The sequence below is a fragment of the Chryseobacterium cucumeris genome, assembly GCF_001593385.1.
GTDB classification, from domain to species: domain Bacteria; phylum Bacteroidota; class Bacteroidia; order Flavobacteriales; family Weeksellaceae; genus Chryseobacterium; species Chryseobacterium cucumeris.
In genome coordinates, this window is the sequence record NZ_LUVZ01000001.1 from 157,428 (window position 1) to 173,764 (window position 16,337).

Below are 16,337 nucleotides of genomic sequence, written 5' to 3' on the forward strand. Positions count from 1 at the left end.
TATTATGAAAAATCAAAGAAGACCACCATTTTTTGGAGAAACAGTCGTTATCACAGGTGCTTCAAGCGGAATTGGTAAGGCTACGGCAGAGGCATTTGCAGAACAGGGAGCTGATCTTGTGCTGGCAGCAAGAGGAGAAAAAGCGCTTACAGAGACTGCAGAATTATGCAGAAAACTGGGAGCAACAGTGCTTGCTGTTCCTACAGATACTTCTGTTGCAGAAGATGTTCAGAACCTTGTCAAGGAAACCCTTGAATTCACCGGAAAAATTGATTATTGGGTCAATAATGCGGGAGTGTTGGCATTTGGTAAATTTGAGGAAATTCCAGTTGATGTCAGTGATCAGATTGTTAAAACAAACCTTTTGGGATATATGCATTCGGCACATGCAGTGCTTCCTGTTTTCAAAAAACAGAAAAAAGGAGTCTTACTGAATAATATTTCTATTGGCGGATGGATGCCGGCACCTTATGGAACAGCATATACAGCCTCGAAATTTGGTGTGCGCGGAATGGTAGAAACTTTGCAGGGTGAAGTTTCAGACTTTCCTGATATCCATATCTGTGCGCTTTATCCCGGTTTTCAGAAATCATCAGGAATAGAACATGCAGCCAATTATTCAGGGATAAAACTCAGCACACCTCCTCCATCGTTTGATCCTCGTAAACTGGCAGCTTCAATTGTAAAAACAGCCAAAAATCCAATTGAAGCTTCTTATCCCGACTGGTCAGCAGTAGTTTTTAAAAATTTATATGAATTGTTTCCTGGAATAATTCGTTATACATCTTCCACTGGGGTGAGAATGTTAATGAGAAAAGCCAATAAAGATGAAAATACCGGAGGAAATGTACAGAACCCTTCTACAGGAAGTATGAGAATTGACGGGAAAACGCTATTTTCTATTCCTAAGAAACCATTAATTCTGGCAGGTGCAGGAATCCTTGGAGCACTGGCTGTTGGGTTCATTTTTTCAGGGAAATCTAAAGAAATAAGATAAGGTTGATAGAAATAAACTTTCATTGATATATTTTGAAAAAGTCTCTTTACTATATTTTTTGTGATATATTTCATAAATTTACAGAACTGTATCAATCTGATGATAGTTAAAATATTTCCAAGGTGAAAATTCACAACAAAAAAAAGTACCTCAGTTTCCTTAAATTTAAAAGAGATTTCCAGAAATACGGACTGGAAAAAGCACGCAGTTATGAGCTTATTCTGCATTGGCTGAACAACAGACTGAGCAGAAACCAATTTCTTGTTCTTTCCGGAATTCTGGTGGGCTGCACAGCTGGTCTTGCGGGAGTTATCCTGAAAACACTGGTGCATAATATCCATTATTTCATTACCAATAAAGTTCATTTTGAATATCAGATTTTATTCTATATTGTTTTTCCTTTTTTAGGAATTGTTCTGACAACGATGATCGTTTTAACTTTGTTTAAAGGTCAGGATCGTAAAGGTATTGGAGCTATTTTATACGAAATTGCACAGAATTCCAGTATCGTAGCTTCCGTTAAAATGTATTCTCAGGTGATACAAAGTGCTGTTACCGTAGGATTGGGAGGTTCTGCAGGATTGGAAAGTCCTATTGCCGTTACCGGAGCTGCTATTGGTTCAAACTATGCCCAAACGTACAGACTGAGCTATAAAGAACGTACTTTATTGCTTGCTGCAGGAGCTACTGCCGGGATTGCGTCTGCTTTCAATGCTCCTATTGCGGGGATTATGTTTGCCTTTGAAATTCTTTTAACCGGAGTGGTTTTTACCGATTTCATTCCGTTGGTCGTTGCTGCGGTCTGCGGAAGTCTTTTATCAAGGATTTTGCTTCAGGAAGATGTTCTTTTCAGATTTTATACCAGAGACCCTTTCAACTATAAAAATGTTCCGTATTATCTTATTTTAGGGATTGTTACAGGATTGTATGCCCGCTATTTTGTGATTATTTCTCAGAAAGTAGAACATTTTATAAAAGGTCTTCAGCTTTCAAGAATGCGTAAAGCGATGTTCGGAGGAGCTGTACTTTCCCTGTTATGCGTACTTTTTCCTCCTTTGTTCGGGGAAGGATATGAAACGGTAAAAGCTTTCACCAATGGAAATACCTACTCTATTATTGAAAATAGTTTTTTCAGGTATTTTGAGATCGGAAACTGGACCATCATCATATTTTTGGTTCTGGTATTGCTTTTAAAGGCCTTTGCCACCTCATTTACGATATTCAGTGGTGGAAATGGAGGTAACTTTGCTCCTTCTCTTTTTGCAGGAGGAACTTTAGGCTACTTATTTGCATTAATTTGTCAGCATATTGGTTTTACAGATGTTCCGATGACTAATCTTGTCCTCGTGGGTATGGCTGGTGCTATGAGTGGAGTTCTGTATGCTCCTCTTACCGCTATTTTTCTGATCGCAGAATCAAGTTTCGGATATGATTTGTTTATCCCTCTGATGATAGTTTCCATCATATCCTATCTCATTGCAAAATGGTTTTCCCCGATTTCTCCTGAACTGAAATCATTGGCAGATGAAGGAAAAATATTCACAAATAAACATGACAAAAACCTGCTGTTTGCTTTAAGAACTGAAGACTTTATTGATAAATATTCGCAAACGATCAATCAGAGTGCCTCTGTTACAGAACTGTTTGAAATGGTAAAGAACGGTAATAAAAATATTTTCGCCGTAGTGGATGAGAACAGAAAGCTCAAAGGAGTTTTGACGCTGGATGACATAAGACCTTATCTTTTTAACAAAGACATTGAAACTTCCCAGACGGTTACCCAGATTATGAAAGCGCCGCCTGCCGTTCTTCACCGTGAAAATAAACCCCTGGATATTCTTCAGACTTTTGATGATACAGGTGTATGGAATCTCCCTGTAGTAAGTGATACCAATGATTTCATCGGTTTTATCTCAAAATCTTCAATATTAATGAGCTACAGACAGCTTCTGAAGGAATATTCCGATTAATATTGAGAGAAGAATATCACAACTGAAGAACTCCATTCCCCTCCTCCGGAAGGGTGGCGAAAATTCAAAGAATTTTTGACGGGGTGGTTAGCATCGTCACATCATTAAAAAATCCGTTCAGCAATGAACGGATTTAATTTTTAATCTGTAATGAAAGTTGAAAAATTTAGTTGCTCGCCTTATTCAGCAGCTCAATATCTTCCTGATCCAGAACAAGTTTTGGTGCATTGAAGACCGTTTCAAGCTGGGAAGCACTGGTAGCACTTACAATGGGTGCTGTAATCAGAGGATTAGATAACAGCCATGCCAGAGAAACGGTTCCCTGCGTTGTATTATGCTTTGCACTTACCTGATCCAGCGCTTTTAATACTTCAAGTCCTTTCGGATTTAAATACTTTCTTACGCCCTCTCCTCTAGCACTTTTTGCCAGATCTGCTTCATTACGGTATTTACCCGTTAAAAAACCTGCTGCCAAAGACCAATAAGGGAATACACTTAAATCAAACTGCTCTGCCAGAGGAGCATAATTTTGCTCAAATCCTTCTCTTTCCATTAAATTGTAATGAGGCTGTAACGCAACATATTTTGGAAGGTTATTCTTTTCTGCAGCTTCAAATGATGCTTTCAAACGTTCCGGAGATAGGTTGGAAGCCGCAATATAACGTACTTTCCCTGCCTTAATGATCTCATCATAAGCTGAAAGAGTTTCTTCTACAGGAGTAGTATTGTCATCAAAGTGTGTATAATAGAGATCAATATGATCCGTCTGAAGTCTTTGCAGAGACTCATCTACAGATTTAAGAATATGTTTTTTGCTGATATCATAGCCATGTTCTTTCGTTTCTGAACCTACTTTGGTTGCCAAAACAATGTCATTACGGTTAGCTCTGCTCTTCATCCATTTTCCGATGATCTCTTCAGACTGTCCGCCTTTTCCATTCACCCACCATGAATAGGTATCTGCAGTATCTATAAAATTGAATCCTGCTTCAGCAAAGCGGTCCAGTATATCAAAAGACTGTTTCTCGTCCAATGTCCATCCAAAAACATTTCCTCCGAAGTTGATGGGTGCAATCGTCAAATCGGTGTTTTTGATTTTTCTTTTTTCCATAAAAATAATTTTACTAAGTGACCTCTAAGGTAGGGAATATTAAGCCCGGAAAATATTCAAAATGACCATTCCAGCCATAGTTATTATAAATGGGAATGCTGATGTTTCCTAAGTTTTTTTATTACTTGAATGTGTTGGAAAAACGCAAATAATTTAAAAGCTAACTGCTTTAAGATACGAAGATTTTATCTCCGATACAATTGAATACTATTTATTTTTATAGCTCTTTCTGAAAATCTTACATTGATTAAGGTTGAAATGTTCTTAGACCTTTGCCGCTTCTAACAAAAATACATGTGAATTCCTTAGTGACAAAAAAAATAAAAACAGCCATGTAAAAGCTGTTTTTATTATCTATCAATTAAAAATACGGTTATTTTTCAACCTGAGGAATTTCAATAGCGATAAGCTGAAGTTTATATTCCTGTAACTGATGATGAATGGTTGACAAACCGTTGCTGAAGAATGGTGATGCTTTAAAAAGCTCATGATAATATTCGATACCCTCAAGAACATTTTTCCTGAAAGCATTCCATTTTTTTGTGTGCGAATGGGTAATCTGTGCAGTAGATTCGGTGATTTCCTTTCTCAGATAATCCACATACATTTTCAATTCATTGATGAACATATTCGGCCGTTGGTTATCTGAAAGGATATTGGTATTTCCGTAGATATGTTTTACCATTTCCGAAAGAGAAACTTCTTTATCAAAAAAGGCAATGTTAGGTCCCGGACATATCACAACGCCTTGCTTTTCACCTTTAATTTCAAGGTTCTGTTCCATGTATGCCGCATTCACAAGTCCTACACACAGGCAGGCTTTATCGGTAATTTCGGATTTTCTTTTATTGAATTCTTTTTCAGTGAATGCATCTTTATTTTCGTAAAGCTCTTTCAGTTTGATATCCTGAAACTTTCTGGAAGCGGTACAGGTTCCTTCCGGAGAAAATTCTTTGCTTAGTGCGAGAAGTTTTTTAGGACAAGAACTTCCATATTTCCCTTTTGCTTCTTTTTTAAACTTCAATACTTCATTAGATGTACCTTTTACAGTATTGAAAGGTACTCCCAATGGCGAAATATTACTCAGATAGAAATCCTGCTCTTTTGATTGTACAAGTAAATTTCTGGTTTCTGTATCTACAGATGTGGCTTCGGGTACCAGTAAAAACGGTGAACCCCATCCCACACTGTCTACGCTATAATTAGCCAATAAAAACTCATGTTCTTCAGAAGTTCCTACTCCACCCTGAACGGTAATTTTCATTTCTAAAGGTTCGGAAACTACATGCTTCCCTTTTTGTTCCAAAGCAGCTGTCATTAAGGCGTGAGCTGATTGGATCAGATCGTTTTTTTTCTGTTTGAATTCCTCCATGATAGGCCCGAGAAGCATTCCTTCAGTAGCAAATGCATGGCCTCCGCAATTCAGTCCGGATTCTATTCTGTATTCTGAAACCCATAATCCTTTTTTAGCCAGAAAATTTCCCTGAATCATAGCCGAACGGAAATCGCTTACTTTAAGGATAATTTTCTTTTTGATGTTTCCGTGTTCGTCCGGGAAAAAATCTTCAAACTCTTCCATATAGCTGTACAAACGGGGATTCATGCCTGCAGAAAGAACCATTGATGATGATAGCTTACTTTTGGCAAATCCACGCAGTGAAGCATGCGCATCGTTATACATTACAGGAAGCTGTTCATTATTCTGATAGTTGTCTTTATCTACTTTCGTCATGATATTGACATCAATACTTCCCGGTTTTAAATTCGATTCGATGAAGTTCTTGATATTGGAACTCCAGTTATCTTTTTGATTGACAAGGTTTTGAAGGCTGTTTTTTAGATCTGAAGTATTCGGAAGCATAGCCATGAATTCCTTCAAAGCTTCCTTGTTTTTGCTGATTTCCTGTTTGAAAGATTCAAATTTTTCATTCACGATATCATCAACCATATCCAGATAAGCGGTAACTCTTTTTGCTCTGTAATCTTCTGTTTTTGTTGAGATCCCGAAATAGTCAAGATTGAACTTTTTGTTGTAAAAGTTCTTCATTTTTTCCAGGATTTCATCATCAATAATAGAGATGACGGAAGAAATTCCATACTGGGCAACACGAATCGGGCTGTCTATGGTATAAGCCAGTCCCATTACCGGAATATGGAAATTGTGCAAAGGTTTTTGTGTCATAAAGTTTTGATAAAAGTTTTTTATTGTTCATCTAAAAATCTTTACAACTATTCACTTCTTAAAAATATTATTTTAAAATGAATTATGCGTCAAATAGTATTTTAATTATTGAAAACATGTCAAATGTCATTTTTTTGAATTGTTTAAAATAAAAAAAGATCAGCTGAATAACTGATCTTTTCTTCTTGTCTGTTTTATTCTAACCGCAAAAGTCACAAAAGCTTTTGTGACTTTTATGATTTCACTTTAATTATTCTGCTTTGTTTTTAAGCATCATCAGAAGGCTGTAGGCTCCTTTCTGTACAATTTTCTTATCCTTTAAAGCATCTGCTTTTACAATCTCCGTAAACTGATCGTCAGCAATTCCGGTGACCACTGGAATCATTTTGTAATTGGATTTTCCAAGATCTTCAAAAACATAATTTTTATTTTCAAAAGACACTACAGCCTCGTTAGGAAGTCCCATTGTATAACGACTGCTGATATTCACTTCGGCATTCACGTACATTCCTTTTACAAATTCAGTATTCACAGAAGATAATCTGGCAATTGCCGTTGCAGAACCACCGTTTTCAATACTGGGAACTACGCTGACAATTTTAGCATTGGATTTCACATCCGGATTCTGATTGTTGTACACCAGAATTTCCTGCCCCACTTTTACATCATTCACATCATTTTCAAAAATCTTGAGTTCTAAAAGTAATCCAGCTGGATTAATCAGCTCAAATAATGTATCTGCCGGGTTGATATACTGCCCGTTATTCACAAGAATTTTACTTACAAAACCTGTAAAAGGAGCATAAATATTGATTTTACTTCTGATATTTCCGGTAGTCAGACCTTTGGCATTAATTCCGATGATTCTCAGTTTTTCTTCCAACCCTTTTAAAGTGGCGTTCAAAGTAGAATAATCTGCCTGAGCAGTCTGTAGGGTTTTGTCACTGCTGGCTTTGCTTGTATTTAAATCTTTCTGACGGTTGAAATTCAGTCTTGCCGCTTCGAGCTGAGCTTTGGTCACCAGATAATCCTGCTGCAATTGTATAAACTGAGGGTCTTCCACTACTGCAAGCACTTGTCCTTTGCTGAAATGACTTCCATTAATGATATTGATCGATTTAATATGTCCACCCATAATACTGGAAACTAAACTGATATGAGATGGTGCAATTTCTGCCTTTCCGTTTAATCTCACCAGCTTTTCCATATTCCTGTTCTGAATACTGGTTGTTGTTAACCCTACAGACTGAATCTGTTTTTCTGTAAGATGAACGGAGTTTTTGTCATTCTTGGAAAATTTGGTGTTTTCGTAAACCGTTTTTTCTTCTTCTTTTTTACCGGAACATGAAGATAAAGTAAGGATGAAAGCCACGCTGTATAGGGATATATTCTTGAAATGCATGTTGATATTATTTTGAAATTAAGAATTGAAGTTCAGCTCCGATCTGATTCAGTTTTTCAAGCTGATCAATATAATCTGCTTTGGTTTTTACGGCCTGATTCACCAGTATGACCCAGTCCAGATAATCTATTTCTCCAACCTCCATCTGTTTCTGAGCAGTTTTTAGAATAGTTTCGGATTTTGGAAGCTGTTTTTGTTCATAATTTTCGATGATCTGCTGTTGGTTCATATAGGTAGTCAACTGTTGTTTCAATCTGTTTTTAAGTTCAATTTCTTTTCTCTGGTACTGATTTTCGGAGATGGCTATTTTTGCCTGTGCTGCCTTTGCCAAAGCTCTCTGTCCTTTGGTGAACAGTGGAATTCCTACTCCTACCTGAACCGAATTGAACCGATTATTATTGATGTTTTTCATACTTTGATTGGTGTATCCTATAAGAAGATCCGGAAGCAGCCTGCTTTTTTCAAGCTGTACTTCTGCCTCTCCTACTTTGATCTGCTGCTGCAGATATTGAAGCTCAGGGTGCTGTTGTACCATTTCTTCTGAAATCTGAAGTCCGATATTCACCGTGGGACGATCGGCAACTGGTTGGTACGGAACCTCTGACTGAAGTAATAACTGAAGCTGAAGTTTTGCAATATTCACGTCGTTTTCTAACGTATTCAACTGTACTTTGATCTGTTCTTTCTGGATTTCTGCGGTGGATTCCTCCAGAATATTGGCTTCCCCTTTTTTTAATCTTAATCCGGCTTTATCTGCAAAATTATTGTAAAGCTGGCTGATGTATTCCAGCACTTTTTTCTTCTCCTGAAGCACCAGTATCCTGTAGAAAACACTTGTTACTTCTTTGGTAAGCTGTGCCCTGGTCAGATTCTGATTGATGACACTGGCAGACCATTCGGCATCCAGCATTTGTTTTCTTTTTGAATACACCGTTGGAAAACTGAATCTTTGAGTGATTCCGAATGAATTATCCGTTTCCTCTCCCTGAATCTGGCCAAATCCTCCGGTAATTTCCGTCTGGGGAATATCCAGATAACTGGCTTTCAGTTTTTCCTGATAATCTGAGACTAATTTTGAATTTTTAAGAGTACCATTCTGCTGGTATGCTTTTTCCAAAGCCTGATCATAGGTAATATTTTCCTGAGCCTGATAAGTTCCAAAGGATATTAACAACAGGAAAACAGACAGTTTTTTATAGTTGGTTTTTTTTGAGAATTTCATTTTATCTTTATTAATATGTTCAAAGAGGACGTATAAAATTGGAAGGACAAACAAGGTTAAAAGAGTGGCAAGCATTAATCCTCCGATCACCACCGTTGCCAGAGGTCTCTGTACTTCGGCTCCTGCACCGTTGCTGATGGCCATGGGAAGAAACCCCAGAGAAGCTACAAACGCAGTCATTAGAACCGGGCGAAGCCTGATTTTTGTTCCTATCAGTACAATTCTGCTGGTATTGGCTATTCCATTCTTTTTCAATCGGTTAAATTCTGATATCAAAACAATTCCATTAAGTACGGCAACTCCAAATAATGCAATGAATCCTACACCTGCACTGATGCTGAAAGGCATTCCTCTCAATGCCAGAAAATACACCCCTCCTATCGCAGATAATGGAATAGCAGTATAGATTAACAAGCTGTGTTTTACAGAACCGAAAGCAAAGAATAAGAGCAGGAAAATCATTACTAACGAAATAGGAACTGCGATTCCCAGTCTGGCTTTGGCTTCATTTAAGTTTTCAAAAGCACCTCCATAAGAAACAGTGTATCCTGGTGATAGTTTCAGGTTTTTATCTGCTTTTTGCTGAAGTTCTTCAACAATACTCTGGACATCTCTTCCTCTCACATTAAAACCTACAATAATCCTTCTTTTAGTATCTTCCCGCTGAATCTGGTTCGGACTGTTTTTAAGCTCTACTTTAGCCAATTGTGACAAAGGAATCTGTTCTCCTGAAGAAGTTGGAACCAAAAGATTCTGAATGCTGGTAATATCTTTTTTATGTTCATTATCCATGCGGACAACGATATCAAACTTTTTCTCGCCTTCATACAAAGCACCTGCGGTCTGCCCTGCAAAAGCCATATTAATTACCCTGTTGATGTCCGCCACTGAAATATTGTATCGGGAAAGTTCCGAACGGTTATAATCAATCACAACCTGCGGAGCACCTACTACTGGTTCGATATATAGATCCTGAGCACCTTTTACGGTGTTGATGATGCTTCCCAGCTTTTTTGCATAGGCGGCAAGGCTGTCCAGGTCTTCACCATAAATCTTGCAGACTACATCCTGCCTTGCTCCGGTCATCAGCTCATTGAAACGCATCTGTACAGGAAATTGAAAACTGGTTGTCAGCCCCGGAATAATGCTTAAAGCTTTGCTCATTTTGTCAGAAAGCTCAGAAAATGTCGTTGCAGAGGTCCATTCCTTTTTAGGCTTTAAAACGACGATCATATCTCCGGAATCCATTGCCATTGGTTCCGTGGGAATTTCTGCACTTCCAATTTTCATGACTACTTTTTCTACTTCAGGAAACTGTGTTAAAAGAATATGCGCCGCCTGTGTAGTGGCTTTCTTGGTTTCATTGATATTACTTCCCTGAAGAATTCTCATTTCGACAGCAAAGTCGCCTTCCTCCAAAGATGGTATAAATTCTCCACCCATTCTGGAAAGGATAAAAACAGCACCTGCAAACAGGATTAGCACACCAATGATGATAGTTTTTCTGAATTTAAGAGCTTTCATCAGTAATTGCTGATGTCCGGTTTCCACTTTACCCATGACGCGGTCCGAGATGTTTTCTTTTTCTTTTTTCTTTCTGCTTAATACCAGAGAACTCATCATCGGAATATAAGTCAGGGAAAGAATAAATGCTCCGATCAGGGCAAAGGCAACAGTTTGAGCCATAGGCTTAAACATTTTTCCTTCAATTCCCTGCAGGGTAAAAATCGGAAGATATACAATTAAGATAATAATCTGTCCGAAAACTGCACTGTTAACCATTTTGGTCGCAGAGCCTGAAACCTGATCATCCATTTCTTTTTTGGTGAGCATATTGTCTTTCCCAAAGTACTTTTTATGAGCAAGCTGATGCAGCACGGCTTCCACAATAATGACAGCACCATCTACGATAAGACCGAAATCTAGCGCTCCAAGACTCATCAGATTTCCTCCAACCCCGAAAATATTCATCATGATAATGGCGAAAAGCATGGCCAAAGGAATAACGGAAGCCACTAGTAATCCTGCTCTGAAATTTCCTAAAAATAATACCAGAATGAAAACAACGATCAAAGCCCCTTCCATCAGGTTTGTTTTTACAGTACTGATGGTATTGTTCACCATTTTAGCGCGATCAAGGAAAGGCTCAATCACCACTCCTTCCGGTAATGATTCCTGGATTTTCTCCAGTCTTTGTTTAATATTTCCGATAACGACATTGGCATTTTCTCCTTTCAGCATCAGAACAATTGCTCCGGATACTTCTCCGGTGTCATTATAGGTCATAGCACCATACCTTGTCGCATAACCGATCTTGACAGACGCTACATCTTTAATATGCACGGGAATTCCTTCTTTAGTTTCCGCTACCTGAATGCTTCCAATATCTTCTGTACTTCCCAGTAGTCCTTCGCTGCGGATAAACAGAACGGTTTCTTTCTTTTCAATATATGCACCTCCGGTATTCTGGTTATTCTTTTCCAATGCTGCAAAAACATCATTGATGTTGATGTTAAATGCCTGTAATTTATTAGGATTAATGGCAATTTCATACTGTTTCAGTTTTCCTCCGAAACTGCTTACATCTGCCACACCTTTTGTTCCCAAAAGCTGTCTTCTGACCACCCAATCCTGAATGGTTCTCAGTTCTGTTTCGTCATATACATTTTCGTATCCTTTTTTGGCTCTTACCACATATTGGAAAATCTCTCCCAACCCTGTTGAAATAGGCCCTAATTCCGGCTTACCGATTCCTGTCGGTATATTGTCCTGAACAAGCTGCAGCCGTTCCTGAACCTGTTGACGCGCCCAATACACATCCGTCTTATCATCAAAAACTACCGTCACTAATGAAAGTCCGAAACGGGAGAAACTTCTCAGCTCTGTAATTCCGCTGATATTGCTGGTAGCCTGTTCGATAGGAAACGTAACAAGACGTTCTATATCTGCTGCACCATATGAAGGAGCAGTAGTAATGATCTGAACCTGATTATTGGTGATGTCCGGCTGGGCATCAATAGGAAGTTTAGTGGTTTCATAGACTCCAAAGAGGATGAGAGCCACAGTAAACAGAGCAATGATGAGTTTATTCTTTACAGAAAACTCAATAATTTTATTTAACATGGAAAAAAGATTAATGGTAATCCGGAATGCTTTATAAAAGCTGAAATGCTCCCAAAACTTAAAGTATCAAAACATGCATTTGTAACTTCTTTGGTTAAGGCTTAAGCATCAATACAATGCATTACGAATTAATTGATATGTAACAAAAATTCACTGCTTTAGGTAAGAACATAAAGCATTAATTTTCAATGTGAAGTTGATTAAGAAAGCCGCGGTGGCTGGAAAATCTGAGAAAGGTATTGGTTGGAAAAGTCTTTTTCCTTGTAAATACTGCTTTTCTTTGAAACAGTAATTTCCTTAGGTTTTTTTATTTCGAATGAAAGCTCCGGAAGCTGTGCGTGTACGGTCAGTACGATAGGAGGATTGATAAACGGCAGCTTCTGATCGGTATCCCAGTCTGAATCCTCTTTGTGGTTATCATAGTGCTCCATTACAAATTCTGAAAAGCTTCCATGGTATTCCATGAAATGTTCCACAAACATAGGCACTTTCAGTACTTCCCCCGCATTGGTGGTAGCCAGCACATACATCATTGAACATAATATGGAGAACCATTTTAACATGAGTGCAAATATAGGGCTTAAATTTTTTCTGAATGGGCTTTAGTATTAATTTTTTGAGAATTTTAGCCAGTTTAAAAGCAGTTTAAATAAATAATAACTCTTCGTAAAAATGTTAGGTTTATCAAACAAAAAATCAAAGCCTTGACTTCAGTCTGCTCAGTGTCTCCTGTGAGATATTAAGATAGGAAGCCACCAGTTTGTTGGAAAGCCGGCGTACAATAATCGGATTTTCTTCCAGTAACTGTTTGTATTTTTCAAGAGCATCCTGCACCATAAAAGACATCAGCCTTTTAGTGTTGGCAATACAGGCAATTTCAATATAAATTCTGTAAAATTTTTCCCATTGAGGAATAATGTCCAATAAATGATAAAAATCCTGATGGGTAATATAATAGACCTCTGAATCTTCTACTGCCTGAAGAAGTTCATCAGAAGGTTCCGAAGTAATAAAGGTATGAAGCGCTGTAGCGAACTGATTTTCAAAAGCAAAATATCTTGTAGAATCCTGCCCTTCCTTATTAATGTAAAATATCCTTAAACAGCCTTTTACAACAAAGAATGTTTTTTTGGGAGAATGAACATTGGTAACGAGAAGCTCGTTCTTTTTTAATTTGACAGGTTTGAAATAAGAAAGAATAACTTTCAATTCTTCATCTGTTATTGATATTTTGCTTTTAATATATGAAACTAATACGTCTTCCATTTATTTAAATCAGTCACCGCAAATGTAGCAATAAATATGTTAAAAACTTATTGCTATTCCTGCTTCTTAAGTGCTTTCAGAAGTTTTTCCTTCCGGTTGCCCTGCTCTCCAATAGGAACAGGCGTATAGGGCTTGGGTGTCCCATTTAAGGTTTGTTTTAAAATAGGTGCGAAGCTCATGTACAGTAGTATATTCTGCAGCGATGTAAACATATTCTTTCAATACACCTGATGGAAACTGAACAGATTTCACCACTTCGGCAAGCATGCTTCCCTGCTCAGGATGAGGATTGTGCAGCCATTCTACAGATAAATCTGCTGCTGAACATAAGATCAGTTCGTCCTCTTTATCTGCGACTTCCAATATTATTTTTGCTCTTACGTAGGAAGGAAACTGTTCTGCGATGGCACAAATCACAGGCAGAGCCGTTGCGTCTCCTGCCATCAGATAAAAATCAGCATCCGGAATTAAAGGTTTTGTGCTTTCTTTCATTCCTATTTCCAATACATCACCTGGATTGGCCTTCAATGCCCATGCAGAAGCTGGTCCGTTGTCACCATGAGCTACAAAATCAATGCTCAGTTCCTTTTCTTCAAGGTCAATTTTTCTGTTGGTATACGTTCTGATGAGAGCTACGTTTTCTTCTTCAGCGGGTATAAATATTTTATTATTAGATCCTGACTTAACGTTAGCCAATAGTTCAGTCTGTTTTTTATCAATATTAAATATGACACGGATTAAATGCGGTGTAATAAAGAGTTTCTTTTTAACGGTAAATACAGAACGTATTTTTTTCGTTTCTTTTACTTGAGATATTAGGGAATATTCCATTTTTATTTTTTGTTAAATAGTAAAATAATCATTGCAATGACACAGCTGATTCCTCCGAACAGGTATACAGTCTGATAATCAAACCAGCCGGCAATTAATCCTGCTATAGGACCTGCCAATCCTAATGAAAGGTCAACAAATGCGACATAGGCTCCTAGTGCTGTTCCTCTCATCTGCGGCTTTACTTGTTGAATGGCAAGAACTCCCAATGCAGGAAAGACCAATGAAAATCCTACTCCCGTCAATCCACATCCGATAATAGCCAATGTTTTGGAGGCAGAGGTCCAGATCAGCATTTGTCCTGCCACTTCGATAATCAGAGAGATCAAGGCTATTGTAAATCCTCCGTATTTATCCGGAAAAGAAGCAAATAAAATTCTGGTCAGCACATAACATGCTCCGAAGATCATAAAGGCAAGAGAAGCATCACCCCAATTTTTTTGAGAGAAAAACAAGGCAATAAAAGAAGCAATACATCCAAAAGCCATTGATGAAAAAGCAAGGCTCAGACCCTGACCCGATATGGTACCAATTACTTTGTAGAAAGGCATTCTTATATGATCTTTATCTACGGGAATAGAAGGAAGTTTTGCTGTGGAAAGCCAACTTACCAGCGGAAGTAAGGCAATAAGAAGAAAAGCAGGAAAAATATTGTATTCTTTACTTAACCAGATACTGATGGGAGTTCCGATTGCAATTCCCGCATACATGGCAATACCATTCCAGGTCATTACTTTTCCCGAACTGGAATGTCCTGCAAGACCTATTCCCCACGTTAATGCTCCTGTAACGAGAAAACTTTCACCAATCCCATGAATAATTCTTGCCAATAAGAGAAAAGCAAGTGCCAGAATCGGTTGAGTCTGAAATAATACTGCCAGGACATAAGCAATTCCTGCAATAACAGCCAGTATTACGCCGGACATTTTACTTTTCTTAGCACCTCTGGTATCTGTGATTTTTCCGGAATAGGCACGGGTTAAAAGTGTTGACAATGATTGCAGACCAATCACAAGTCCTACAATAATGCTGTCAAAACCCAACGTGTTCTGAACAAACCTGGGAAGTACTCCCAACGCAATTCCTATGGTAAGGTAAACTGAAAATACCGAAATGATAATAGGAGCCGTTGCCTGATAGAAATTAATAGTCTGTCCTTTTTCTAATGTTGTACTCATAAATTTTGTTTAAAATATTCGGGTGCAAAGGTCCCGGTACAACAGATAAAAAACTTTGACTTAGATCAAAAAAGGAAGAATGGCATTAATCAAAATCCAGAAAACTATCCGTAAGTTGTTTCCACTGTATTTTTGCAATTCCCAGCATTCCTCCTAAAGCAGTAGCAAGATTTCTGATGACATCCGGAAGCTTTGCGTTCCAGTTGGGTCTTTCATTTCGTCCGTATACGGCTGCTTTTAAATAAGCTATATTGCGGGATATCATAAAAGTTGAGCTGGCTGCAGAACTATAAAAATGGGCAATATGACGACTTTTTTTATTTTGAGGATTTATCGAAGGTCTGCATGTGATTGATATACTTTCAGAAAAACTGTCCTGATAGAAGCAGATATCTGTTATTTTTACCCAATCGTACCCTTTAGCCTCAGGTTCTCCCGGACCAGGAATATCAATCCTGATAAAATCTCCTTTTTGAGGTTCTCGGTCTGCAGGATTCCCATTAAAATCATATAATTTAAATGCAGCGAAAGCTTTTCCGGTATAATTTTCCCAATTATTAACTGAAAAGAATCTTTCTTTTAATAGGTTAAACTTTTCCGGAATCAGATCCTGGTCAAAAACTTTTCTGCTTTCCGTATCATGGAAGCCACCGAACTTTTGTGCAGGAACTCCTTTAAATATCTTTGGACTCATATGACAGGTTTTTATCCAAAGTAGTACAAAAAACTTTCAGAATTTATGAGTAGGATCACAAAAGAGTTAAGCGTGTGTTTAATTATTATCTTTATAAAGTCGTATTCTGATAATAATTCACTTTTTGAGATTTCTTTATTTTGCGTAAAAAACATGCGTACAATTCTTCAAATGGCGAATTATATTTATCAGGAGAGGTTTTTATATTGCTTATTTCGGAATCTCAAAGAAAACAAGGAAGATTTAGGAAATAATTACTTTTAGGAAAAATCAATAATTTTTAAAAAAAATAAACTTATACTGTTTTGCATAACATGATTTTTGTTTATATTTGTGAATCGAAATAATTTTTTTTCATCAT

The 16,337-nt window shown here is 37.7% G+C and carries 11 protein-coding genes; 2 read left to right on the forward strand and 9 right to left on the reverse strand.

Annotated elements, in window-relative coordinates:
• Window positions 1–4 precede the first annotated feature (4 nt).
• Together A1704_RS00725 and A1704_RS00730 are read left to right on the forward strand one after the other, a co-directional pair.
• Complete coding sequence (locus tag A1704_RS00725; RefSeq protein WP_062669510.1) at window positions 5–997, forward strand: SDR family oxidoreductase; 993 nt, start codon at window positions 5–7, stop codon at window positions 995–997.
• Window positions 998–1,119: 122 nt separating this feature from the next.
• Window positions 1,120–2,967 (forward strand): chloride channel protein, encoded by a 1,848-nt coding sequence (locus A1704_RS00730; RefSeq protein WP_062669512.1) that lies wholly within the window; start codon window positions 1,120–1,122, stop codon window positions 2,965–2,967.
• A gap of 166 nt (window positions 2,968–3,133) precedes the next feature.
• Here A1704_RS00730 and A1704_RS00735 read toward each other — a convergent pair whose 3' ends face one another.
• From A1704_RS00735 to A1704_RS00775, 9 genes are all read right to left on the reverse strand, one after another.
• On the reverse strand, window positions 3,134–4,078 hold the full coding sequence (locus A1704_RS00735; RefSeq protein ID WP_062669514.1) for an aldo/keto reductase: 945 nt from the start codon (window positions 4,076–4,078) through the stop codon (window positions 3,134–3,136).
• A 373-nt stretch (window positions 4,079–4,451) separates the two neighbouring features.
• Window positions 4,452–6,260 (reverse strand): hypothetical protein, encoded by a 1,809-nt coding sequence (locus A1704_RS00740; RefSeq protein WP_062669516.1) that lies wholly within the window; start codon window positions 6,258–6,260, stop codon window positions 4,452–4,454.
• 250 nt (window positions 6,261–6,510) lie between these two features.
• Entirely contained in the window at window positions 6,511–7,662 is a 1,152-nt protein-coding gene (locus A1704_RS00745) for an efflux RND transporter periplasmic adaptor subunit (protein ID WP_062669517.1), read from the reverse strand.
• A 7-nt stretch (window positions 7,663–7,669) separates the two neighbouring features.
• On the reverse strand, window positions 7,670–12,007 hold the full coding sequence (locus A1704_RS00750; protein ID WP_062669519.1) for a CusA/CzcA family heavy metal efflux RND transporter: 4,338 nt from the start codon (window positions 12,005–12,007) through the stop codon (window positions 7,670–7,672).
• 200 nt (window positions 12,008–12,207) lie between these two features.
• Window positions 12,208–12,570: a hypothetical protein gene (locus A1704_RS00755; RefSeq protein WP_131797460.1), complete on the reverse strand. Its 363-nt coding sequence runs from the start codon at window positions 12,568–12,570 to the stop codon at window positions 12,208–12,210.
• Between the two features lie 133 nt (window positions 12,571–12,703).
• The gene (locus A1704_RS00760; RefSeq protein ID WP_062669523.1) at window positions 12,704–13,273 is read right to left on the reverse strand and encodes a Crp/Fnr family transcriptional regulator; all 570 of its coding nucleotides are present in this window, start codon (window positions 13,271–13,273) and stop codon (window positions 12,704–12,706) included.
• 66 nt (window positions 13,274–13,339) lie between these two features.
• Window positions 13,340–14,104, reverse strand: coding sequence for a siderophore-interacting protein (locus tag A1704_RS00765; RefSeq protein WP_062669525.1), 765 nt, complete (start codon window positions 14,102–14,104; stop codon window positions 13,340–13,342).
• Between the two features lie 2 nt (window positions 14,105–14,106).
• Entirely contained in the window at window positions 14,107–15,282 is a 1,176-nt protein-coding gene (locus tag A1704_RS00770) for an MFS transporter (RefSeq protein WP_062669527.1), read from the reverse strand.
• 85 nt (window positions 15,283–15,367) lie between these two features.
• Window positions 15,368–15,976, reverse strand: a complete 609-nt coding sequence (locus tag A1704_RS00775) for a hypothetical protein (protein ID WP_062669530.1) — start codon at window positions 15,974–15,976, stop codon at window positions 15,368–15,370.
• Between the last annotated feature and the right edge of the window lie 361 nt (window positions 15,977–16,337).

Excerpts from the sequence above, each read along its gene's own strand:
- A1704_RS00725 (WP_062669510.1), top strand. The coding sequence starts at position 5 with ATGAAAAATCAAAGAAGACCACCATTTTTTGGAGAAACAGTCGTTATC.
- A1704_RS00735 (WP_062669514.1), bottom strand. The coding sequence starts at position 4,078 with ATGGAAAAAAGAAAAATCAAAAACACCGATTTGACGATTGCACCCATC.
- A1704_RS00740 (WP_062669516.1), bottom strand. The coding sequence starts at position 6,260 with ATGACACAAAAACCTTTGCACAATTTCCATATTCCGGTAATGGGACTG.
- A1704_RS00745 (WP_062669517.1), bottom strand. The coding sequence starts at position 7,662 with ATGCATTTCAAGAATATATCCCTATACAGCGTGGCTTTCATCCTTACT.
- A1704_RS00750 (WP_062669519.1), bottom strand. The coding sequence starts at position 12,007 with ATGTTAAATAAAATTATTGAGTTTTCTGTAAAGAATAAACTCATCATT.
- A1704_RS00755 (WP_131797460.1), bottom strand. The coding sequence starts at position 12,570 with ATGTTAAAATGGTTCTCCATATTATGTTCAATGATGTATGTGCTGGCT.
- A1704_RS00760 (WP_062669523.1), bottom strand. The coding sequence starts at position 13,273 with ATGGAAGACGTATTAGTTTCATATATTAAAAGCAAAATATCAATAACA.
- A1704_RS00765 (WP_062669525.1), bottom strand. The coding sequence starts at position 14,104 with ATGGAATATTCCCTAATATCTCAAGTAAAAGAAACGAAAAAAATACGT.
- A1704_RS00770 (WP_062669527.1), bottom strand. The coding sequence starts at position 15,282 with ATGAGTACAACATTAGAAAAAGGACAGACTATTAATTTCTATCAGGCA.
- A1704_RS00775 (WP_062669530.1), bottom strand. The coding sequence starts at position 15,976 with ATGAGTCCAAAGATATTTAAAGGAGTTCCTGCACAAAAGTTCGGTGGC.